Here is a 22,461-nt window from a genome sequence, read left to right as displayed (position 1 = left end):
ATGGATTCTATCAATATTAAGGATATAGCCAGAATCTGCGGGGTTGGCGTAAGCACGGTATCACGTGCAATAAATAATCATCCGGATATTAATCCGGAGACAAAGAATATGATTATGCAGGCGATTAAGGAACATAATTATATTCCTAATAACAGCGCCCGCAATTTAAAACGCACGGATTCGAAGGCTATTGCGGTTTTGATTAAGGGCATCAGCAATCCGTTCTTCAGCAAGATGATCCGTGTTTTTGAAGAGGAGATCCAGAAGAAGAAATACTTGTTTATCATGCAGCGCGTGGATGCCTGCGAGGACGAAGTGGACGTGGCGCTGGAACTGATTAAGGAGAAGAAGCCCAGGGGAATCGTGTTTCTGGGGGGCTTCTTCTCACACAGCAAAGAGAAGCTGGAACAGCTGACTGTTCCGTTTGTGTTAAGTACCATTGGAATGACTGATTCATTGGAGGAATCCTCTTCCTATTCCTGGGTTTCCGTTGATGATTACGCGGAGAGCTACAAAATGACTGATTATTTATGTAAACTCGGCCATAAGAGAATTCTGATTCTGGCGGCGACGCAGGATGATGAGAGTATTGGAAAGCTGCGGCTTGAGGGATATAAAAAAGCCCTGGAGGACAACGGAATTGAGCTCGATGAAAAACTCTGCATTTTCTCTGAGGTAGGCAGGGACTGCTATACCATGGATTATGGATTTATGTCCATGAGCCGGATCCTGAAGGAGAAAAAAGTGGATTTTACAGCTGTCTACGCAATTTCGGACAGCATTGCCATAGGAGCCTGCAAGGCGATTACAGAGTGCGGCGGGAAAGTTCCGGAAGATTATTCTGTGGCCGGATTCGACGGACTTGATATCGCACATTACTATAATCCGACGCTGACCACCATAAGACAGCCGGTGGAGGAGATGGCGAAAAGTACCATAAGGATCCTGTTTGACGTAATTGGCAAGAAAGCGGACCATCAGAAACGGGTGTTTAAAGGAGAACTGGTGGAGGGAGAATCGACCAGGAGAATTTGAAGCCAGTGAGAAATGGGAGATTCGAATACATCTAAAATATAATTGACACAATAGAGAAAAAAGGGTTATAATAAAGGTACAAAAAGGCAGTCCACTCCACAGAGTGGCTTCCAAAAGATAATTTCTAAAAAAATAGTCACTTACCTTTGGGATGGCGGGGTGACTATTTTTTTGTACCGTTTTTTCTATCTATGTAAACGAGAATGGCAACGATCAGCATCGCTGCATTTATGATAACCATAAATTCTTCATAAGTAGACATATAATAGAACCACCTCCTTTCGGAGATGGAAGTCACCCGGCAGATGGACTGCCTGATTCTATTATATCAAAATAAAGTAAAAAAACAATTAAATACAGTGAAAACAAAAAGTAAAACTAAAAAATAGTGGGAATTATGGATAAGTGTATGATTAGAGCTGAAGTGGAATTTTGTGGTATCATATGGTTTGCAAAACGGGGACAGTGAACTTCTATAGAACACTGTCCCCGTTTTTGCTCACTTCTGACTGATGTGCTTTTTTGTCAGGATTACCCGGCCAGCCGTTTTCTTAAGAGTTCCAGATACGGTTCGTTTACCTGGCAGTTTAGAAGCGCAAAGGACCGCATGATTCTGGCAATGTCACCGGCGGAACAGTCCTGAAATGCTTTAGCGTATTCCGGCTGCAGGACTCCGGCGCAGAAACTGGTGAGAAGGGCGTAGTTCATACATTTCTGGAAGGTGCCGAAGGTGTAGTTGGGGGACTCGCTCAAAAGTGACATGACGTAGCGGGTGAACTGCCCGGTGACTTCTTTGCCGGGACAGGCGCTTCGCCAGGCCGTGAAGTTCTCTGCACCAAGCAGACCTTTCATGCGCTGGACCTCAGACACGGTTTTCATGTATTCGCTCTCGGGATCTAAAGTGACCCAGCCCATGGTGCCGCAATCCTTGTACGTCCAGGTGGTCCAGTGAATCCCCAGTTCATTGAAAGCCCGGAGCTGGTCATCCATGGAGGCCAGACGGTAAGGGATATCGTCGGCTCCTGTGCAGTATTGGGAACCAAATTCGCCTACCCAGAGAGGAACCTGCCAGGTCTCGGAAAACTGCCAGCCTTCCGTCTCCTTTATGTGGCGGATCTGTTGTTCGTAATCCCAGTAGCAGCCGGCCTCAACACGGTCGTTGTGAAGCATCTCATACTGGCCGGGATAAGCGCCGGGACCGAAGCTGGAGACAATATAGTCGTGGGAAGAGTATACCAGGTTATCGTCAAAGGGAGCCTCCAGACCGGAAAAATTATGGCCGTAGGAGTCGCCTTCTATGAAGATGATGTGGCGTTTGTCAATCTCTCTGATCCGGTCCACGGCTGTATGGATGACCCGGTTGAAGGTCTGATAGTCGGAAGTAAAGTTTTCGTACATATTGAAGGGATAATCGCCGCTGCGGCAGCTTGAGCTCGGTTCATTGAGAAGCTCATAGCCGGCTACGGCCGGACAGTCCTTAAAACGGGAGGCGATTTCCTGCATCAGGGCATAGTAGCGCCTTTGATAACAGGCATCGGACCAGAACAGGGAGATTCCCCGGTCGTTGTCACTGTGCCAGTGAGTGTTCTGCCAGCCTTGAACAGCATGCATGTCAAAGATTACGTAAAGTCCATGCTTTTCGCAGAGGTCCACGGTTTCCCGCAGGAGACGGAACCCCTCTTCTTTGTAGACGAAGGGAGCGTCATCGCTCTCAAAGTGCCGATAATTCAGCGCCAGACGCACGACGGTAGCTCCCGTGGAAGCGATAAAAGCCAGGTCCTCCTCTGCCAGAAAATTGTGAATCATTTCCTGGAAAAAGTAAGATCCGTTCTCTTCCCCCAGCCTTTTTCTCATGTGCTCGCGAAGCGAGATCTCGGTTCCGGGGAATCCGTTGATGAAATTCTCCATGTTCATCCAGCCGCCCACACAGGTGCCTCTTAGCCAGACCGGCGTTCCGGATTCTGTTATAATATTCTTTCCTTTGGTTTTAAGGAATTCCATACAGTATAACTCCTTTCTAAGTGAAATGTTTATCTAATTTTACTATGACAGCCTGCGGCGCACAAGATGAAAAAATATAAACATATACAAAAAAATAAGCTATAAATGCGTTAAACTGGAAAATGTTTATAAAAAATCATACTTATTTTTTTTGAGGGGATGTGCTAAGATGCATTCATAAAGTTCAGATGACGCCGGCGCCGGCAGCGGGACTTGTAAATGAAAAAATGGAGGAGTTTATCATGAGGTTAAAAAAGTATTTGGGGATTTTACTGAGCGGGATAATGATGCTTTCCATGACAGCCTGTGCTGGAGCGGATAAAGGCCAGACGGCGGCGCCGGAGAGCGGTCAGACGGAGGGGACAAAGAAGGAGCAGACGCAGGCGGAAGCCGGAAGCGGCGATGTTACCAAGATTACCATGTGGTCCAACGACCAGCATGACCAGGCGGTTTATGAAGAAAGGATTAAAGCGTTTAATGAGACCATCGGAAAGGAAAAAGGTATTTCCGTGGAATACACCGTCTATGGAAGTGATTACTATACGACGCTTGATGTCGCTGTGACTGCCGGAGAGGGACCAGATATTTTCAAGTGTAATAAAATTGGCAATTACGCGGAGGCCGGATACATCATGCCATGGGAGGATGAAGCCGGATTAAAGGGGCTGGTGGATCGTTTTGCGGAGTATAACGCGCCCGGTTATGGAGAATTCGGCCAGAAGACATACTCTATCCCGATCCGTGTGACGACGTATGGGATCGCCTGTAATATGGATGTCTTTAACCAGTACGGACTTAAGACACCTGAGACATGGGACGAAATGAGGGCGTGTGCAAAGGCAATCACCGAGGGAAGCAAGGAGTCAACTTACGGATATGCGCTGGCAATGGGATATGGATCCTACAACTATTTCTATGTGAATTTACCAAATGCAGCCAGCGTGGGAGATGAGTATTTCAATCACACCACAGGCCGGTATGACTTTGAATCCCTTGGCGGTTTCTTTGACCATCTTCAGGGATTTATTGATGACAAGAGTATGTTCCCGGGCTACGAGACGATGGATGGGGATACGGCGAGAGCTCAGTTTTCGGCAGGAAATATTGGTATGATCGGTGTTATGTCTTCAGACGTGACGACATTTAAGAATCAGTTTCCATGTGATTTCGAGTGGACCGTTATTCCATATCCGGTTGCTGATGGGTCTAACCGCTATAAGGAACCGGTTGGTGCCGCCATGTCCTATGTCATCAATTCCAGGGCGGCGAAGGACGGATATTCGGACAAGGTTGCGGAGTTTATAAATTATCTGTATTCCGATGAAATGTTTGTGGCTACGAATGAGGCACAGGTGGATATCAGTATCTTAGGTGATGAGATTACCAGCCAGTCCAAGGTGGATGGCCTGGATCCAAACTGGATTAAGTTCTCCGATATGGATGTATTCTGTATTAAGTATCCAAATCCGGATGGCGATTTATCGATTGAGGGAGACAGCTATCAGGACGTTTACAACAAGATTTTGACTGGAATTATCACGGATGTGGATGGCGCGCTGAAGGACTTGTCGGAACGTTACAATAAGGCTCTGGATGAAGCTGTTGCATCCGGAAAGGTGAATATTGATGACTACATTGATCCGAATATTGCCGATAAGATGAAGTGGAACCAGTAGCGGCTGAAAAAATTGGCGGGGATATGCACGGTATCTGCCAGCTCATACAGAGCTGGCAGGCCATGCCGCAATATGGCGAAGAGATAGGGTGAGAGTGAAGGATATATGATAAAAACAAAGAAAAAAATAAAAAAACTGCATTCCGCAAACAAGATTCAGGAAATCCTGATGATTACGCCTATGACGATCGGCTTTCTCCTGTTTTCCGTCTATCCGATTATCTGGGTGCTTCGGTGGTCATTTTTTAAGTATAACGGATACAGTGAACCGGTTTTTGTAGGACTGGGAAACTTTATCAGGGTGTTCAGCCGTGATCCGGCATACTGGAATTCACTGAAAAATACGTTTCTGATTGCAGGTATGAAGATGATATTTGAGATTCCGCTGGCTCTGGTCTTAGCAGTGCTTCTGAATAATAAGATAAAAGGCAGCTCTTTCTTTCGGGTGGTGTTCTTTCTGCCCTCCGTGTTCAGTATCGCGGTTGTAGGACTGATTTTCTCTATTTTGTTTGGGGCTTATAACGGAATTGTAAATGCAATCCTCAAAAATATCGGGCTGATTACCCAGAATATCAGCTGGTTCAGCGACAAGGGGCACGCCATGTTTGTGATTATCCTGGTGTCGCTGTGGACGACCTTTGGACTTAATATGATTTACTTTTTGATGGGGCTTCAGAATATATCCAAATCGCTGTACGAATGCGCTTCCATCGACGGAGCCAATGAAGTGCAGCAGTTTTTTTACATTACCATGCCTCTGGTAGCACCGATTCTGCAGCTGGTTCTCATGCTGAGCGTTTTGGGAACCATGAAAATGACGGATTTGATCCTGGTACTGACGAACGGAGCACCGGGAGGTTCCACGGAAGTGGTGATGACGTACATATTCAAGTATTTCTTCTCGTATGGTGAAAGTGCCGCCATGGAAGTTCAGTTTGGCTACGCTTCCTCCATGGCTGTTGTCACAGCGGTGATTCTGGGAATTGTCACACTGATTTATTTAAAGGTATCGAAGAAAATGCAGGAAGTAGAAGAATAGGAGGCACTATGAGAACAGTCAGTAAGAGTATCTGGAAGGCAGTGATCTACGCGTTTCTCCTGGTGATTGCCGTATTTGCACTGTTTCCGGTTATTTACATTTTACTCGGCTCCTTTAAGTCCAATAAGGAGATTTTAGTTGGGGGACTGAGCATTCTTCCGACAGAATGGCACTTTGAAAATTATATCCAGGCCTGGAAGCTGGCGGATTTCGGCAGGCTGACCTTCAACAGTATTTTCTATGCGGTTGTAGTGGTGGGCGGCTGTGTTGTGACGTCGATTACGGCCGGCTATGTCTTTGCCAGAGGGACGACCCGGTTTTCCAAAGTGGTGAATGCCATGGTGCTCTGCTCCATGTTTGTATCGATCGGAACGCTGTCGCTCTATCCGCAGCTCAGTCTGGCCAAAGTGTTCGGGCTCAGCGGAACGCTGTGGGGACCGATCATCATCCGTGTGTTTGGCATGAATGCGACGCAGGTGTTTATCGCTACCGGCTTTGTCCGGCAGATATCCAGGGAGATTGACGAGGCCGCACAGATCGACGGCTGCAGCTTCTTTAAGATATTCTGGAGAATCATTTTTCCTCTTTGTAAGCCGCTGGTGGCAACGACCGGACTGGTAGCATTTCGGACGGCCTGGAGCGATTACCTTCTGCCCTACGTATTTACCATTGCAGCAAAGGACAAATGGCCGCTGGTAGTCGGAGTTGTCAGCCTGAAATCCAGCGGTGAGGCGGTGTCCTCCTGGAACCTGATGCTGGCGGGAATCAGTATTTCCATTTTACCGATGCTTATTGTATACTTATTCTTAAACAAGTATTTTATTTCGGGTCTGACGGAAGGGTCTGTAAAAGGTTAATAGACTTTCGAGACGAATGGGGAGTGGGGGAAGCGTATGTTTTATACAATTGGTTTACTGGTCGCATTTTCTGTAATACTGCTTATTTTTGACCATAAGAGCAGATATTCTTATCTGTTTGTTCTAATGGCAACAGGGGCGACGCTGGCCTTCTTCTCCATCATTCTGCATATCAATATGTTTGCCAGCTACGGGGATTACTATGGAGGAAGCATTTATTACCGGCTGGATTATATGATCTATAAAGCAATAACGGCCAGACTGGCACTTCCCATTGTCGTGAATATCCGGCTTATGAATGTGGGGGTCGCACTGTTTCTTTTGGCCGAAATGATTTTTAACTACGAGTTTCAGAAAAACCTGGGGAGGAGCGAGCCGAAATTGAAAAAGGGGAGCCGGAGGATGCGGCGCCTGCTGTTCTTTGCGGTTCCCCTTCTTTCCATAATTCTTTACGATCCTGTAACCTCTACAAAAATGTATATTTTGTATCATACCAGCGGGAATAAACCGTTCGTGTATGGTCTGTACTGCTCTTTAAATGTGATCTTTAAACTTGTAGTCCTGTTGCTGCTGCTTCGGCCGATCTGTGTTTTGATCCGCTACGTGATGGTGACATCCGTCCGCTTTCTTCGCAAACGAATATTCCTGTTTTCCATGGGACTGATGCTTGCTGCTGCGATCTTCTATATTTTTTTCTATATCGGGCCATTCAGCATGTCGGTGGACAAGGTGATTCGCAGCGGTTTCTGGATCTTTGAAAACGTTCAGGCGCGGATTCAGAAGGTTTATTTGACGGCTCCGTCGCTGGTGCTGGTGGTGATCTCGTTCTGCATGTTTATACTGCTGAGTTTTCGGATGGATATGTCGGCAACACCGTTTGTGAAGCGGAAGATTCAGAAGAATTTAAACATCATGAACGAAGTCCTGGGGGAAACGCTCCATTCCCAGAAAAATCTCTTTTTTTCTCAGCAGATACTGATCACAAAGATTGAAAATAAGGTGGATAACACGGCGGAGATACCGGAAATCGGCCGCATGCGAAAGCTGATAGACGAGTCGCTGGGGCGGACGACTCAAATGCTTGATGAGTTAAAAGAAATTAAGTATCACTATCTAAATAACAGTGTTTCCAGCATTATCGATGAAGCGCTGAATGAAGTTACAGTGCCTTCTTATATCACGGTAGAGTGGAACGGAGAGGGGTATGAGGATATCTGCGGGATGTACGACCGCTATCATCTGTGCAAGGCGCTGGTAAATATCTTGAACAATTCCGTGGAAGCCATCGAACAGTCCGGGAAGGAAGAGGGGAAAATTACAGTCAGGCTGGAATTTTTGTTCCGATGGCTGATCATCATGATCCAGGATAACGGAAAAGGTATTCGTTTCCGTGACCGCGGCCGGATCTTTTCGCCGCATTATTCCGGAAAACAGGGGAAGATGAACTGGGGGCTGGGCCTTCCCTATGTTTATAAGGTGATCAGGGCGCATTTGGGACAGATCAAGATCGACAGCAGATACGGGGTATATACGTCAGTATTTCTTCTCCTGCCCATGAGCAGGGAAGAGAAGACCAGTGTCTCGCAGCGTAACGGGGGAGGAAGAAAACATGGAGAAAATCAAACTGGTCATTGCGGATGACATGGAGGAAATCAGGATCCATCTGGCGGAGGAGATTGCTGCACGGTCGGATGATATTCTGGTGGTGGGGCAGGCGGCTACGGGCCATGAAGCATTTCTGATGGTGGAACAGCTGCTTCCGTCTGTCGTGCTTATGGACATTCAAATGGAGACCAGAACCTCCGGAATTACAGCGATTGGTAAAATCCATGAGAGATATCCGGGGGTGAAATGTATCGCACTTACCATCCATGAGGATGAGGAATTCATATTTCAGGCATATCTGGCCGGAGCAGTTGATTATATCATAAAGACCAGTTCCATTGAGAAGATTGTGGGGGCGATTCATGATGTGATCGATAATAAGCTTCTGGTCCGCCCGGAGGTGGCGAAAAAACTGATTGACGGGTATCAGAGAGTCTATGAGAAGCAGAGCCGGTTAAAAGAGACCTTTCAGGTGATGCTTCTGATTAATACAACGGAATATGAGATATTAAAAATGGTATATGAAGGCTATACGTATAAGGACATTGCGTCAAAACGCTTTGTGGAGGAAACTACGATCCGGTCGCAGATCAACCATATTTTAAAGAAATTCAAGAAGAAGCGCATGAAGGATGTGGTGGCTCTGTTAAGGGAACTGAATATTTTTGATGAATCATAATGACAGATAGAAATGGAGAAAGACAGCGATGGAATATAATATATTTGGAAGAACAGGTATGAAGGTATCAGATATTGGCTTTGGAGCATGGGCAATCGGCGGCAGAGGCTGGGGCGACGGAATCTGCGACAGGGATGCAGTGGAAGCTTTAACTGTTTCGTGGGAAAAGGGAGTAAATTTATACGATACGTGTGATGCCTACGGTGATGGGCACAGTGAGGAACTGATCGGAGAGTTCCTAAAGGGACGCAGAAAGGAAACTGTTATCGTGACGAAAGGCGGTACAAACTTCCGTCTGCCGGAACGAAGCAAGAATTTTTCCAAAGAGTATCTCATGATGTGTCTGGAGGAAAGTCTGAAACGGCTTCAGACGGACTATGTGGATGTTTACCTTCTGCATGTTCCGGATGCGAAGCTGCAGGATGAATGTGGGGTTTTTGAGACACTGAAGGAGATGAAGCGGTCTGGCCGTGTACGGTTTGCCGGTCTTGCCATGTGGGGAGCCGGAGACACCATGCACGCGCTGGAACGTGATACGGAACGGGTAATCGATGTGCTGGAATGTCCGTTTAATATTCTGAATAAATCCAATTTAGAGGTTGTGAAGCTGGCGAAGGAGCGTAATATTGCGGTGATGACCAGTCAGCCTCTGGCCAGCGGAATTCTGACCGGAAAGTACCGGGAAGGAACACAGTTTGCCGAAGGAGATAACCGAAAGGGATTCTGGCCAGCGAAACGTTTCGAGGAGGTAAAACCGGATCTGGAAATTGTGGAAGCGTGTACGGCAGAGACAGGGCTCTCTATGGGGCATCTGGCGCTGGCCTATAATATGACGTATCCTGGTATCAGCTGTGTGATCCCGGGAGCAAAAAATGCAGCCCAGGCTCTCGACAACGCCGCGGCCACAGGGCTCCGGCTGAATGATGACATTATGGAGCGTCTCAGCAGTACAAAAGGCTTTGTTTTCTAGTGTCAATACACTGGCAGCAGTGAGCGTTGAAGGCAGCAGGCTAAAAGGGAGACTGGTATGAAGAAAATGGTATTACGGGAAGGCTGGCTTTTAAAGCGTTTTCCCACGGGAATGGACTACAGTCCGGAAGATTTGGAAGCTGGTTTTAGAGTGCCGGGAACCGGAAAGGACCGCAGTTTTCCAGTCCTGAATTTTCCGGAACAGGTCCACGATGTACTTCTGGATTACGGAGTGATAGGTAATCCCAATGAGACAGGGATTAACCGTGATTTATGGATTGATGAGTATGACTGGGTATACCGCCTTGAGTTTACCGGTGATGCGCCTGCAGCTGCAGGCGGTCAGGTTTACCTTACTTTAGAAGGGGTAGATACATTTGCAGCTGTTTATTTGAATGGAACCTTAGTCGGGAAATGCGGCGATGTGTTTCTGGATTACCGGTTCCCGGTAAATGAGGTGAATCCGGGAGCGAATGTGCTGCTGATCTGGATTCAATCCGCAGCAAAAAAAGTAAGCGGGATAAGGCTTCCGGAGCGGTATGAGGGACGTGTCCCGGCAATCTCTGCGGTGCGGGCATTCCGCTCCGGCTTTCATGAGTACTGCGGTCCGGTTCCAGGCCTGATCAGGTGCGGAATCTATGGTGACGTGACTCTGATGCAGGAAGATCCCCTTCTGTTTGATGAAGTGACAGCGGACAGCAGTCTTTCGGAAGATGGTGACTGCGGCGTGGTTACGATTACTGCCTCTTTTCTGGGGGCTTTGGAGGAATATCAGGGCGAACCGCTGCAGGCCAGGGTTTTTGACAGCACAGGCCAGGTGAGGGCGGAGGAAGTACGGCAGATTATGAGCCGTTCTGAGACCATGGTTCTTCGTGTGCCGCATCCTAAACTCTGGTGGCCGCGGACAATGGGGGACCCGTCAGTATACAGACTGGAGCTTACCTGCGGCAGCAGAACAGCGGATTTTTTGGAAAAGGTGATAGGATTCCGCAGAGTTTCCATGGCTGGAGATATGGATTTTCGGATCAATGGAAGACCTCTCAAGCTGTGGGGGGCCAATCTCGTCCATCCCGATACTCTGAGCAACCGGTACCGGCCGGAAGTGATGGGCCGCCTGCTGGATCTTGCAGAACTGGGGAATTTTAATATTCTGCGGGTCTGGGGGGAGAGCGAACGCTATCCAGAGGCGTTTTACGAGGAATGTGACAGACGGGGGATTCTTATCTGGCAGGATTTCTATCTCTGTTATACTGCTTATCCGGAGGAAGCGGAGTTCCTGGAACTCTGCCGAAAAGAGGCGGAGCAGATGACGAAACGGCTGAAATCCCATCCGTCCATACTTCTCTGGTGCGGCGGAAATGAGACTCTGTTATCAAGGGATTATGAAAATCCCGGAGGCCCCTGTTTTGGTGAAACGATTGTCCGACAGGTATTTCCCGGGGTCTGCATGGAACAGGATCCGGAACGGTACTACCATCCGTCTTCCCCATGCGGCGGTGCATATGCCAATGATCCCCTGGCGGGAGATACCCACGGCTATACCCATCTCTGGTTCGTTCCGGGAAGGGAATTCCCTGTATTTTTAAGTGAGAACTGCCGGGTCTCCACACCTTCCATGAAGTCCATGAGGAAGATGATGAGACCGGAGGAGCTCTGGCCGCCGGAATATACGGGGAGGGTTAGCCGGAGACAAAGAAAAGAGTGGCCGGAGACATGGGAACTTCATAATACAAACCAGGGCGTCATAAAGCTTGGACCTGTAGAGCATTATTACGATGCAGGATCGGCAGATGAACTGGTCTACCGGATCGGTGCCGCTCATGCGGAGTATATTCATGAACAGGTATGCCGGTTTCGGAGAGGCTTCCGGGGAGAAGAAGCCGCTTCTGCCGGTACAGCCAGAAGGACGAAGGGCCATATGCTCTGGAAGTTTAATAATAACAGCAATATTATTTCATATGGAGTTGTGGATTATTATCAGGAGCCGTACTACCCCTATTACGAATTAAAACGCTGCTACGCGCCGTTTCTGGTGTCGTGCGAGCTGGGGGACCATGGTTATCTATGGGTGACGAATGATACGGGGCATGCCGTAAACGGGCATCTGGAAATATTCCTGTTTGATATCTTAAAGAATGAACGGCAGGGCACCTTTTTCCAGAAGTTTCATGCTGAACCGGATGAATCAAAACCAGTCTGCACCATCGACTGCTACGGTCAGTTCAGAAAAAGTAACCTGGTCTGCGCTGTTGCATATTCTGATGAAGGCGAGGTCATGGGAATGTGCGCTGAACCGTGCGAGATTGAGCGAATAATGGAGTACCCGGAACATACGGGGCTTCAGCTCAAGCAGGAGGGGGATATCCTTGTTGTCACTGCGAGCCGGTTTGCAAGATGTGTGGAACTGGGAGGAGACGAGGATGGAGATGAATTTGGCTGGCTGTTTGAAGATAATTACTTTGATTTGCTGCCGGGAATGGAAAAGAGAATCCGGGTTCTGGGGCGCCATGAGAGGGGAACGGTGACGGCGAAGGCCGTATATGATGAGGATAAGGCGGTGCTGAAATATGAAAAGAGAGATTGAAGAGTACAGGAAAACGCCGGTTCAGTATGAATGCGATGTAGTGGTGTGCGGAGGAGGGACGGCGGGCTTTACAGCAGCGCTGGCCTCCGCCAGAAACGGCGCGGATACCATACTGGTGGAACGGTTTGGCCACGTGGGGGGAACTCTTGTAAATGGAGCAGGCCCGCTGCACAGCTTTTTTAACCTGTATAAGGCCTTTGCGGGGGCGGAAAAGACTCAGGTAGTCAGAGGAATCCCGCAGGAAATCGTGACGCGTATGATGGAAGCGTCGGGATCGCCGGGCCATTTAGAACAGGATAAGGGTGGAAACTATGATTCAGCCATTACGCTGATCGACTGGGAGATTTTTAAGGATGTTGCATTTACCATGCTGGAAGAGGCGGGGGTGAGAATCCTGCTTCATACAGTAATCGCGGATGTGATAAAAGACGGCGAGCGGGTATCAGGTGTCATCATTGAAGGAAAATCCGGAAGAGAAGCCATTCTTGCCCACACAGTGATTGATTCTACCGGTGATGCGGATGCAGCGGCGCTGGCCGGTGCCGGAGTTGTAAAAAAACACGATACGACTTCGGCAGGGATGCCGTTTGGCATGACAAATGTGGATATGCCTCGGCTGGTGGAATTCTGCCGGGAAAAAGGCATTGTCAATCAGTTGATAGAGGGCGATAAAGGAAACAGTACCGACCATGTAATACGGCTAGGTTTTGAACTGAAAAAAATTCCTGAATTTACAGAGTTTATGGAAAAGACGGGAATGTGGGGACCTCTTGGTTTTTCTCTGCATGAGAGAGAATTTACTTATATTAATTCGGCGGCTCTGCCTGACGTGGACGCCGCCAATACAGAAGAGTATTCAAAAGCAGAGATCACACTGCGCCATCAGGTTATGAAGCTGGCGGGGATGCTGAAACAGCATATTCCGGGATTTGAAGATGCTTATGTGAGCTGGACACCGGCCAGTATCGGCGTGAGGCTTACGAGAATTGTGGAATGCGAGTATGATCTGTCGCTGGAGGAGATTGTATCCGGAAAACGGTTTGAGGATGAAGTGTATTTATACGGATTCCATGACTGTGCTCCGAGAATTACCATCCGGGAAGGCGGCTATTATGGCGTTCCTTACCGGGCGTTGATTCCTAAACGCGTGGAGGGACTGCTGGTGGCCGGAAGATGTATTACCGGCACATGGGAGGCGCATATGTCCACAAGAAACACGGTATCCTGCATGGCCCAGGGACAGGCGGCAGGAACCGCGGCCGCGCTGTGCGTTAAGGAGAATATCCTTCCAAGATATCTCAATACGGAAGAACTCCGGGAGGTGCTGCGAGAGCAGGGGGTATATTTAGGCTGACTGATCAGAAGGAAGGAGAGAAGGCGTTTCCCGAAAACCTTGTCTTTGTAAAGAAACTGTTATCCCCATAGGAATTTCCTATATAATACAATAAAAAAACTATATTTCCTTATACCGCTGCCCTGTGCTATGATTATGGTCATAAAATCAGAGCCGTGAAAAGATGAGAGGGCCAGCTTCCCTTTGCATATGGATAAAGCGGCAGGGAGACAGAAAAATGAAGACAACGGATTTGTTTGCAAAGAAACCGGTACTCTCCTTCGAGGTTTTTCCTCCAAAGAGAACCAATCCGGTTGAGACGATTTATGAAACACTGGACAGTTTAAGAAAACTGAATCCGGATTTTATCAGCGTTACATACGGAGCCGGAGGCAGTGAAAACTGTAAGGCAACAACGGAGATTGCCTCAAAGATCAAGAATGAATATGGTATCGAGAGCGTGGCCCATTTGCCGTGCATCGGCCTGACAAAAGATGATGTAATCAGTCTGTTGGGCGGATTTAAGAGAGCGGGAATCGATAACATACTCGCGCTGCGCGGGGATATCCCCGAAGGCGGACGCCCGGCCGGTGATTTTGAGCATGCCAGTGACTTAATCTCTTTTATAAAAGAAAAAGAGGAGTTTAAAGATTTTAATGTGGTGGCGGCCTGCTATCCGGAAGGCCATACAGAATCGGAAAACATCCTGACAGACATCCGAAGCTTAAAGACCAAGGTGGACGCCGGAGCCGACCATTTGATTACGCAGCTTTTCTTTGACAATGACTGTTTCTACCGGTTTAAAGAACGCGCATTGCTGGCGGGAATTCATGTCCCGGTGGAAGCGGGGATCATGCCGGTCACCAATAAAAAGCAGATCGAGCGGATGGTGTCTCTCTGCGGCGTAAGCCTGCCTTCCAAATTTACCGCAATGATGGAACGGTATGAGCATAATCCCGAGGCCATGCGTGACGCCGGTATCGCCTATGCGGTGGATCAGATCGTGGATTTGATTGCGCGGGGCGTCGACGGCATTCACCTTTATACTATGAATAATCCCTACGTTGCTTCCAAAATTCACGAGGCTGTATACCGCCTGCTGGCCGCGTGAGAACCCTCACCGGCCGGATTCCGTTAGTATGACGAAGCCCTCTGCCGCGATTACGTTCTTCAGCTCTCTGATATAGGAAAGAGAAATCGGGCTTAAAGGGAATTTATCGCTGCAAATATAGCCGATCCGCATCCATTCCTCTGTCTTAAGCGGTACCGACACGATGTTGTCGCCGTTTAGGTTGCTGTTTAATATTCCGCTGCAGATCGTGTAGCCGTTTAAACCGATCAGCAGGTTAAACAGAGTCGCCCGGTCGCTGACATGAATGGTTTTCTTATGCGGGGCCGTGCTTAAGATTTCCTCTGAAAAGTAAAAGGAATTGAAGGTTCCCTGTTCAAATGCCAGAAACGGGTAGTCTTCCAGATCTTCAAGCGTGACCTCCTTCCTTCCGGTAAGCGGATGCATGGAACTGATAAACACATGGGGGGCCGCCTCAAACAGAGGGATAAAGAGCAGATGATTTTCCTTCAGCAGTTTCTTCAACACCTTTTCATTAAACTGACTGAAGTAGAGAATCCCTACTTCACTTCGGAAATTAGCCACATCTTCAATAATCTCATACGTTCTCGTCTCTCTTAACGTAAACTCATACTCATCCGTATCGATTCGGGAGATCAGGCTGACGAAGGCATTGACTGCAAAGGCATAGTGCTGTGTGGATACGGAACAGAGCCGCTTGGCTGGCTTCCCGTTTGTATAGCGCTGCTCTAAAAGCTGTGTCTGCTCGATAATCTGGCGTGCATACGACAAAAATTCCGTGCCGTCGGCCGTTAAGGATATTCCCTTTGCTGTCCGGTAGAACAACTCAATTCCAAATTCCGATTCCAGTTCTTTTAATGCGGCGGAAAGGCTGGGCTGCGAGATAAACAACTGCCTTGCTGCCTCCGTAATAGACCCGCATTCCACGATTTTTATGATGTATTTCAGCTGCTGAATCGTCATAGGACACCTCCCATAGTTTTTTTCTATAATATACTGTATTTTTTTGAAAAACGCAAATAAGTACGTAATTATGAGCCTTTCGGGCGATTTTTCGCCCTATCAAAATCAGCAGATTGGACGAACCGTCCTGATTTTCTGAAAAATGCGGATCTGGAAAAAATTACCATTTTTGGAAATTACCAAAATATGGTATGATGGTTCCAGGTTTTTAAATTCAGGAGGAGAAAAATTGAGAGGCTTACGATGGGATTATGACTTGCAGGAGAGAATTTATCAATTTATCGTGTACTTTGTTTCTGAAAATCTGTATTCTCCCACCATCCGCGAGATTTGCGACGGTGTGGGAAAAAATTCAACGGCTACGGTCAGCCTTTATCTGGAGGAACTGGAGGATATCGGGAGAATTATTCTCGGCCATGGACCGCGGACGATTAAGCTGGTAGGATTTAAGGTCGTGGAAGAGTGTCAGCATTAAAACTGTATGAGATCCAAGGGGGATCGAGTAAAAACCGGGAGAGTGTTTCATCTGAATTGATCAGTTGAAAACGCTCTCCCGGTTTTTTATATCATAGGAAAGTACCCCTATGATATAAAAAAGCCCTCCGGGCAGGATCGCACTGCGGCGGTAAGGAATCATGTCGCTAATGCGACCCGCCGCAGGCGGAGAATCCCGCTTGCGGGATTCATTCTTGTACTGGATTGATCCAATTATTCTGCAGATTCCAGACCGGTCTGGTCTTCCTTGCTTTCACCGGAAGCGGCATCGCTGTCCTGAGCTGCTTCCTGACTGGCTAATGCGGCCGCTTCCTCCGGGTTTAAATTCTCCCCCTTTGGTGTAATCGTTACACGGGCTTCGTTGCCGACCTGATCCTTTACGCAGATGGTCAGATTCTCCTTCTGCATGTCGAATGTAATGATTCCTGTGCTGCGGTCAATGGAGAGAGGAAGGATCTCCGGAGTGTCATCATCGTAAGCATATATGGTATCATAGTTTATTCCGGACTGGGTATCCTCCAGACGGAAGGAAAGGACGCCATCCTCGATGATGGAATCTTTAATGTCCGGCGGGGTGTCATCCAGAATATTGACCTGTTCTGAAAATACATTTTTCATACCGTTAAAGGCTGTTAAGCTCACCTTTACGGTTCCATTGGAGCCGAGTACAGCCGTGTAGGTCTTGGAAGCAGTTTTGGTGAGCTCCACTTCGTTGCCGTCCAGGGTTACTGTCATGGCTTTGATGGGAAAAAGTGATTTTATCTTTAATTCCATGGTGGTTGTCGTAAAATTATCGGCTTCCCCGATTGTCAAATCCCCCTTTGGTGCTGCAGTAACCAGAATAAAAATAATAGAGTTGACAACGATGAATGGAAGCACATAAAACAGGAGGACCGTCATAAAGTCACTCCGTCCGGAATCGTGCCGGCTGGAGCCTCCTCTCCCTCGGTTCTGCCTGGAATTATTGGTATATGGGCTCATATTGATTAAGGTTCCTCCTCATGTTTTTTACGTTTCCTAGCATAACAGAAAAATGCGTTTCTTACAAGATGATCTGTTAAATCGTAATAAATTAATGCATTCTTAAGAAATGCCCTGTTTATGCATGTTTCATGGGTATGATATTATCGTTTGACTGCATTTTGACTGCATTATAGTAATCCTCCAGTTTATCCGGCTCCACATCGAAAAATCCAAAATGGGTGTAGGTGTCAAGCGTGGTCTTAATGTCATCGTGTCCGAGGAGATACTGAGCCTGCTTGATATCAACACCTGCTTTGTATAAATCACTGGCATAGGTGTGCCGGAAAATATGTGGCGTGATATCATCTGATAGAGGGGTGCTTGATACAGCCTGAACTTTTTTAAGTATTTTTTCCCATTTATAATCGAGGGTAGAAATATATCTGCCGCTTTTTGAGGGAAAAAGAATTCCCGATCGGCCTTTTATGAATTCGAAAAGGATTTTTGCCAACGGGGCGGGAATCGGTATCTGGCGGAGTCCGGCAGCAGTCTTTGTGTATTCCTGCAGGCAGGTATTGATTTTCTTACTGGCAACCAATGTTTTAGAAACGTAAATCTGATTCTTTTTTAAGTCGATATCTTTTACATCTAATGCAAGCGCTTCGCACTTTCTTAAGCCAGTGTAGAGAAGCAGGTTGATGAAGCAGCGCTCAAAACTATCAAGGTCTGCTATTTCAAATAACAGACGTTCTTCAGACGTAAGAGCGCGCTTTGGTTTTTTGTCTATTTTGACTCTCTTCATTCCAGCAGTAATATCTTTTGCCATAATGTCTTTCTGGACTGCATAACGGACGATTGCTTTGATTCGGGACAGGCACAGATTGTACTGGGCCAGTTTTTTTGATTTTATCATATAGCTTCGAAACGATTCAATGTGCGACATCCGTAAGTCTTTGATTCTTATATCTCCGATATAGCTGTTAACGGTACTTAACTGACCTTTAATCGTACTTATTGTCTGGTCTCTAACGCTTCCGAGCTTCTCGTTTGTAAGCCATAATTCAGACAATTCTTTAAAGGTGGTGTTCTGTTCCTGTAAGATGATTCCTTTGTCCATAAGACTCATAAAATCACGATAGTTCTTATCTAATTCTTTGATAGTGCTGCCATAAATTGTTTTACGGACTGGTTTTCCGTCTTTGATACCGATGGTTACCTGCTTGGAGTATCTTCCATCTTTACGTTTCTTAGGCATAATACTTCTCCTTTCTTTCGAAAGGGCATAAAAATAGCCCTGTATTTTTTGCCAGAGCTGTGATACAATATGCTTGTTGAGGGCATGTGTATCGGCTCTGGCTGATATGTGTGTTGGAAAGCTCTGGGAGTTGGTAGCTCCTGGGGCTTTTTTCATGCTAAATTAATTCTGAAATTATTATACTCAAATCTTCATAAATGCCAACTTCGGCTTTTTCGTTAAATGGGATGATGATTGGTGCAGCATCTTCTTCATAGTGGTAGATGGTGGTACGTTCTTTGGCGAGATCGACAATCCAATATTCGCGTACACCTGCTTCGGAATAAAGAGCATTTTTCTTAGTGTAATCCATTTTTCTGCTTGAAGGTGAGACTATCTCAATAATGAAGTCTGGCGCGCCATTGCAACCACGATCTGAAAGTTTGTTTTTGTCACAAATCACAGAGATATCAGGTTCTACCCAGTTTTTGTCATCGGCATCAAGATTTACAGCAAATGGCGCTGGGTATACCTCACAATCTCCGCGATGGCTGTCAATGTAGTTGCCGAGAATCTTCGTAAACGCGGCAATCAGCTTCTGGTGATTCCTGCTGGGCGGTGCCATGGCGTAGAGCTGGCCGTCGATCAGTTCGGCGCGGTCACCTTCGGGGAGATTCCAGTAGTCTTCTGATGAGTATGTTTTCTTGTCTGGCAATGGCATGAAGGGCACTTCCTTTCTTGTTTCAATTCACAATAGGGGGTGATAGCATTAAGGCTTTCTGGTTAAAGTTCAATATCAATTCCAGCCTCTTCAGCTACTTGCATGAGTTCCTGGAAATTTTTTGAGTTTCTATTTTTCATTCTTCGATATGCACCAAAGGATTTGGGCGCATGTTCTGGAAGTTGATAAAATATATGATAATATTCTTTTCGATCTCGATTTTTCTTTTGACGCTCTTGCTGTTCTTGAATTAACTCAGGAGTATTGACAACATTACTTCTTAAAAAAACTTTATTTGGTGTATGATATAGAAAATTATTTAAGTCAAGCTCCGCTCTCTCTGCTTCTTCAAAAAATCCCATCTCTATATTCCACTGGACAATTCTATAGTAATCATATTCTCCCCATAAAATCGTGCTATGTTTCATAAGTTCGATCATTTTTCTTAGACAAGTTGAGCAAAGTTCAAAATCGTGTCTTATATAAAAATGTCCTGCTTTCATGCGTACAATATAATCCAAACATTTTGTTACATCTGGGAATGGACCATTTTGTCTTGAAAAATTTGGAATTGGTAACCTTTCAATATCTCCTTTATTTTCAAAATCATACTTTTCTCCATCAGAGATAAAAAATCTTGCTTGATAATAATTTCTACCATCGTTGGGATCAATTTTGTATAAAATACCATTCTTAAAATAAAGTGTCTGTTCCATTAATGCACTCCAAGATATTGCTTAATCTAATGGTCATTAATCATAAGCTGCTACCATACCATTGCTGACTATCAGCCAGTTCAAAATCATCGAAGCCTTTCATGCTTCGTACAACTTCAAGGTGTTCTTCTAGCTGCTTTAGCTCTTTTTGTATCCTTTTCTGTTCGGCTTGGATTTTTTTCAGACGCTGCAAAAATCTTTTAGCGGACATCGGTTGAGTCTCTACAGGAATTGTAATAGCAGCGTGCGCGGCAGCTTCTATAGTTTGTACGTTTTCTTTTTGGAAATCATCATTTTCAATATGACGCATGGCATGGCGATAGGCTTTGAGCTGTTCGTCATATGATAGCCGTGCGTTAATCATGATCGTAAAGCTATCATCTTCATTTTCAAAAACCATTTCATTCCCAGGAGCTGGGAAATCAAGTAAGACGACATTAACATCCGGTGTCATCGTTACCACGTTCCTTTCTTTTCAAAGCGAGCGCCATATTGTGTAAGGCGCGAAGATCGTCTGCATCCATGTCGCGCTGAACATCGAATAATGCGCGAAGTTCCTTGTTCTCGAATATTTCCTGGGCAGCCTGAGCGGTTTCGTCGTTGAGATAATAACGGTCATTAGAATCGTCTTTTTCTTCAATCAGATCAGACCGTTTACAGTTGAACAAATCGCACATTGCGTCAACTTTGTCCATTCTGGGCGTTTTTATACCATTACACCAATTATATACAGAAGTGGTTCCGACGCCTAAGTGCTTAGCTAATTCGGCCTGTGTTATTTCATATTTACTTAGATAATATCGAAGTCGTTTAGAAAATACAGCATTAAATTCTTGTTCTGGCATTTTTACACCCCTTTCTTCTTTAAGATTATAATACACCAAAAGTGAAAAAGTTGCAACATAAAAATGAAAATATATCACTTTTAGTGTTGACACACACTTAAAGTGATGGTATACTAATTCCAGAATAAAGGAAGGAGGTGCGAAAAGTGGCAGAAGTGATACAAATTAGCTTGGCAGCAGCGAGAGTAAATGCCAAGTTGACGCAGGAAGAAGTGGCAAATATGATGAAAATCGGTAAAAGAACGGTAATTAATTGGGAAAAAGGAGTGGCTATGCCGTCATTTGCAGACTTAAACATGTTGTCTAATATTTATGGAATACCTGTAGATAATATTTTTTTGTCTGCGAAATCCACTTAAAGTGATGCGTGAGGATGAAAAGGAGGCGAGAAAAGATGGGGGACGGCCAGATATTAACCATCAAAGACTGTATGGTCCGCCATAACAAGAGCTACGACACCATAGCGGCCTTATTCAAGCGTAAAGGTTCTCCGGCCTTCCGAGTAGGGCGCGAGTGGCAGGTAGATGCCGTTAAGTGGGACGCATACCTGCTGAAACTGGCGGAAGAAAGTAAGGGGTAGCACAGTAGACAACCCCGCATCACAGGAAGATATAGTTTCCAGATGAGCGAAAGTGTCAATGGGAAGTTGAGAAAAAAGGTGAAGAAACCTAATGGATATTAGATCGAGTCTTAAAAGCATGATTAAGTTGCCAGATAAGGAGGAGGTAAAATAAATGGAAATCCCAGAAAAACTTAATACTGTTTTTTTACATGAAATGTCAGCGAAATTAACCAACGCAATTACCGAATGTATGATATCTAATCAAATGACATTGGAGTGTCTTGAGTTGGCTTGTAATGAAGTAAAGGAAGTTTATAAGAAAAATGCAGTTATAAAGAAAGCTGACTAATGCCGGTACCAGTAGGACAACCCCACATCACAGGAAGGAGGGTGAGAGAAGATGACTAAAAGAAAAAATATCACTCCTTGTAAGAAAGTAAACATCTTAGGAAGGAAGCGATATTCGGAAAAGTGTAGCGCAAAGTATGTAATTGAACAGAGCTTTGATGACTGCTGGCGGGCAATCACGCGGCTCCATTTATTAATCATTATTGAATTTTTGCTATTGCATCAGTTAAAGCTTAGCGCAGATAAGAAGAAAGTGAATCCATAAACTGTTTTAGCATAATTCCTAGACCAAGGTCCTGGCATGACCTGTAAGTACATTATAGCTGGGAGAATCTGGAAAAGCAATCAGGAAGGAAAGTGATCCGCATCAATGTAACATGCAACACCTGCCGGTACCGCAACCGCTGCATAGAGCAGAGCCGTCGGTACCCGTGCAGAGATTATAAAAGGAGGGACAAGCCATGCAGAAGTACTACACAGACCTCGATGACTTCAAAGACGACAGCCGATCCCGCCTGCTGGAAGTAACGGAGCGGTGGCTGATGCCGGCGGTTATCTTTGTGGCCGGAGTGATTATCATTTTAGCAGTTTGCGCACGATTGGAGGCGCTGCGATAGGAAGTGAGAAAGTGGATGAGCTAATGAAAATAAGCTATGAGAGCGGACAACCTACGGTGTCGGCAAGGGATTTATATGATCTGCTTTCCGAAGACGGAGGAACAAAAGGAACCGAACGTTTTAGTAAATG

The 22,461-nt window shown here is 46.1% G+C and carries 25 protein-coding genes; 16 read left to right on the top strand and 9 right to left on the bottom strand.

What is annotated here, in order from left to right; genetic code table 11:
* Nucleotides 1-1,035, top strand: coding sequence for a LacI family DNA-binding transcriptional regulator (locus tag NE473_RS25985; RefSeq protein WP_022031905.1), 1,035 nt, complete (start codon nucleotides 1-3; stop codon nucleotides 1,033-1,035).
* 163 nt (nucleotides 1,036-1,198) lie between these two features.
* Here NE473_RS25985 and NE473_RS33235 read toward each other — a convergent pair whose 3' ends face one another.
* Together NE473_RS33235 and NE473_RS25980 are read right to left on the bottom strand one after the other, a co-directional pair.
* Entirely contained in the window at nucleotides 1,199-1,297 is a 99-nt protein-coding gene (locus NE473_RS33235) for a putative holin-like toxin (protein WP_022031904.1), read from the bottom strand.
* A gap of 269 nt (nucleotides 1,298-1,566) precedes the next feature.
* The gene (locus NE473_RS25980; RefSeq protein WP_022031903.1) at nucleotides 1,567-3,036 is read right to left on the bottom strand and encodes a glycoside hydrolase family 5 protein; all 1,470 of its coding nucleotides are present in this window, start codon (nucleotides 3,034-3,036) and stop codon (nucleotides 1,567-1,569) included.
* Between the two features lie 242 nt (nucleotides 3,037-3,278).
* Between NE473_RS25980 and NE473_RS25975 the strand changes: the two genes are divergently transcribed.
* The 9 genes from NE473_RS25975 to metF all read left to right on the top strand — a co-directional run bounded on the left by NE473_RS25975 (nucleotide 3,279) and on the right by metF (nucleotide 14,888).
* Nucleotides 3,279-4,712 (top strand): ABC transporter substrate-binding protein, encoded by a 1,434-nt coding sequence (locus NE473_RS25975; protein ID WP_256265427.1) that lies wholly within the window; start codon nucleotides 3,279-3,281, stop codon nucleotides 4,710-4,712.
* Nucleotides 4,713-4,817: 105 nt separating this feature from the next.
* Nucleotides 4,818-5,750, top strand: a complete 933-nt coding sequence (locus tag NE473_RS25970; protein ID WP_006771049.1) for a carbohydrate ABC transporter permease — start codon at nucleotides 4,818-4,820, stop codon at nucleotides 5,748-5,750.
* Nucleotides 5,751-5,758: 8 nt separating this feature from the next.
* Nucleotides 5,759-6,607 (top strand): carbohydrate ABC transporter permease, encoded by an 849-nt coding sequence (locus NE473_RS25965; protein ID WP_006771050.1) that lies wholly within the window; start codon nucleotides 5,759-5,761, stop codon nucleotides 6,605-6,607.
* Between the two features lie 36 nt (nucleotides 6,608-6,643).
* On the top strand, nucleotides 6,644-8,248 hold the full coding sequence (locus NE473_RS25960; protein WP_055651379.1) for an ATP-binding protein: 1,605 nt from the start codon (nucleotides 6,644-6,646) through the stop codon (nucleotides 8,246-8,248).
* Nucleotides 8,217-8,891 carry a response regulator transcription factor gene (locus NE473_RS25955; protein WP_006771052.1) on the top strand — a complete coding sequence of 225 codons (675 nt, stop codon included), beginning with the start codon at nucleotides 8,217-8,219 and terminating at the stop codon, nucleotides 8,889-8,891. Before NE473_RS25960 ends, NE473_RS25955 begins: the two co-directional genes overlap by 32 nt.
* Nucleotides 8,892-8,919: 28 nt before the next feature.
* Complete coding sequence (locus tag NE473_RS25950; RefSeq protein WP_055651380.1) at nucleotides 8,920-9,861, top strand: aldo/keto reductase; 942 nt, start codon at nucleotides 8,920-8,922, stop codon at nucleotides 9,859-9,861.
* Between the two features lie 57 nt (nucleotides 9,862-9,918).
* Entirely contained in the window at nucleotides 9,919-12,444 is a 2,526-nt protein-coding gene (locus tag NE473_RS25945) for a glycoside hydrolase family 2 protein (RefSeq protein ID WP_055651381.1), read from the top strand.
* A complete protein-coding gene (locus NE473_RS25940) occupies nucleotides 12,428-13,798 on the top strand; it encodes an FAD-dependent oxidoreductase (RefSeq protein WP_055651382.1) in 1,371 nt (456 codons plus the stop codon). Before NE473_RS25945 ends, NE473_RS25940 begins: the two co-directional genes overlap by 17 nt.
* A 217-nt stretch (nucleotides 13,799-14,015) precedes the next feature.
* Nucleotides 14,016-14,888 (top strand): methylenetetrahydrofolate reductase [NAD(P)H], encoded by an 873-nt coding sequence (gene metF / locus NE473_RS25935; RefSeq protein WP_039890409.1) that lies wholly within the window; start codon nucleotides 14,016-14,018, stop codon nucleotides 14,886-14,888.
* A 6-nt stretch (nucleotides 14,889-14,894) separates the two neighbouring features.
* On the opposite strand, the gene NE473_RS25930 is transcribed toward metF, so the two are convergent.
* Nucleotides 14,895-15,830, bottom strand: coding sequence for a LysR family transcriptional regulator (locus tag NE473_RS25930; protein WP_055651383.1), 936 nt, complete (start codon nucleotides 15,828-15,830; stop codon nucleotides 14,895-14,897).
* 229 nt (nucleotides 15,831-16,059) lie between these two features.
* Here NE473_RS25930 and NE473_RS25925 point away from each other — a divergent pair, with 229 nt between their 5' ends.
* The gene (locus NE473_RS25925) at nucleotides 16,060-16,305 is read left to right on the top strand and encodes a LexA family protein (protein WP_022031893.1); all 246 of its coding nucleotides are present in this window, start codon (nucleotides 16,060-16,062) and stop codon (nucleotides 16,303-16,305) included.
* 233 nt (nucleotides 16,306-16,538) lie between these two features.
* Here NE473_RS25925 and NE473_RS25920 read toward each other — a convergent pair whose 3' ends face one another.
* The 6 genes from NE473_RS25920 to NE473_RS25895 form a co-directional block, all read right to left on the bottom strand.
* Nucleotides 16,539-17,306, bottom strand: coding sequence for a hypothetical protein (locus tag NE473_RS25920; RefSeq protein WP_055651384.1), 768 nt, complete (start codon nucleotides 17,304-17,306; stop codon nucleotides 16,539-16,541).
* A gap of 118 nt (nucleotides 17,307-17,424) precedes the next feature.
* Nucleotides 17,425-18,699: a tyrosine-type recombinase/integrase gene (locus NE473_RS25915; RefSeq protein WP_081034977.1), complete on the bottom strand. Its 1,275-nt coding sequence runs from the start codon at nucleotides 18,697-18,699 to the stop codon at nucleotides 17,425-17,427.
* Nucleotide 18,700: 1 nt separating this feature from the next.
* A complete protein-coding gene (locus tag NE473_RS25910) occupies nucleotides 18,701-19,243 on the bottom strand; it encodes a Uma2 family endonuclease (protein ID WP_006771061.1) in 543 nt (180 codons plus the stop codon).
* A 62-nt stretch (nucleotides 19,244-19,305) separates the two neighbouring features.
* A complete protein-coding gene (locus NE473_RS25905) occupies nucleotides 19,306-19,959 on the bottom strand; it encodes a hypothetical protein (protein WP_050797735.1) in 654 nt (217 codons plus the stop codon).
* 40 nt (nucleotides 19,960-19,999) lie between these two features.
* Nucleotides 20,000-20,413, bottom strand: coding sequence for a hypothetical protein (locus tag NE473_RS25900; RefSeq protein ID WP_006771064.1), 414 nt, complete (start codon nucleotides 20,411-20,413; stop codon nucleotides 20,000-20,002).
* Nucleotides 20,397-20,804 carry a helix-turn-helix transcriptional regulator gene (locus tag NE473_RS25895; RefSeq protein WP_039890418.1) on the bottom strand — a complete coding sequence of 136 codons (408 nt, stop codon included), beginning with the start codon at nucleotides 20,802-20,804 and terminating at the stop codon, nucleotides 20,397-20,399. The genes NE473_RS25900 and NE473_RS25895 overlap by 17 nt, the downstream gene beginning before the upstream one ends.
* Before the next feature lie 146 nt (nucleotides 20,805-20,950).
* Between NE473_RS25895 and NE473_RS25890 the strand changes: the two genes are divergently transcribed.
* The 5 genes from NE473_RS25890 to NE473_RS25870 all read left to right on the top strand — a co-directional run bounded on the left by NE473_RS25890 (nucleotide 20,951) and on the right by NE473_RS25870 (nucleotide 22,331).
* Nucleotides 20,951-21,163 (top strand): helix-turn-helix transcriptional regulator, encoded by a 213-nt coding sequence (locus tag NE473_RS25890; RefSeq protein ID WP_242663923.1) that lies wholly within the window; start codon nucleotides 20,951-20,953, stop codon nucleotides 21,161-21,163.
* Between the two features lie 35 nt (nucleotides 21,164-21,198).
* On the top strand, nucleotides 21,199-21,384 hold the full coding sequence (locus tag NE473_RS25885; protein WP_256265426.1) for a hypothetical protein: 186 nt from the start codon (nucleotides 21,199-21,201) through the stop codon (nucleotides 21,382-21,384).
* Between the two features lie 154 nt (nucleotides 21,385-21,538).
* Nucleotides 21,539-21,715, top strand: coding sequence for a hypothetical protein (locus NE473_RS25880; protein WP_155521583.1), 177 nt, complete (start codon nucleotides 21,539-21,541; stop codon nucleotides 21,713-21,715).
* A gap of 51 nt (nucleotides 21,716-21,766) precedes the next feature.
* Nucleotides 21,767-21,979, top strand: coding sequence for a hypothetical protein (locus tag NE473_RS25875; RefSeq protein WP_118043195.1), 213 nt, complete (start codon nucleotides 21,767-21,769; stop codon nucleotides 21,977-21,979).
* 196 nt (nucleotides 21,980-22,175) lie between these two features.
* Entirely contained in the window at nucleotides 22,176-22,331 is a 156-nt protein-coding gene (locus NE473_RS25870; RefSeq protein WP_256265425.1) for a hypothetical protein, read from the top strand.
* Nucleotides 22,332-22,461 lie beyond the last annotated feature (130 nt).

The sequence above is a fragment of the Hungatella sp. SL.1.14 genome (assembly GCF_024460495.1).
In the GTDB taxonomy this organism is placed as follows: Bacteria; Bacillota; Clostridia; order Lachnospirales; family Lachnospiraceae; genus Hungatella; species Hungatella hathewayi.
This window is presented reverse-complemented; position numbering and strand designations above follow the sequence as displayed.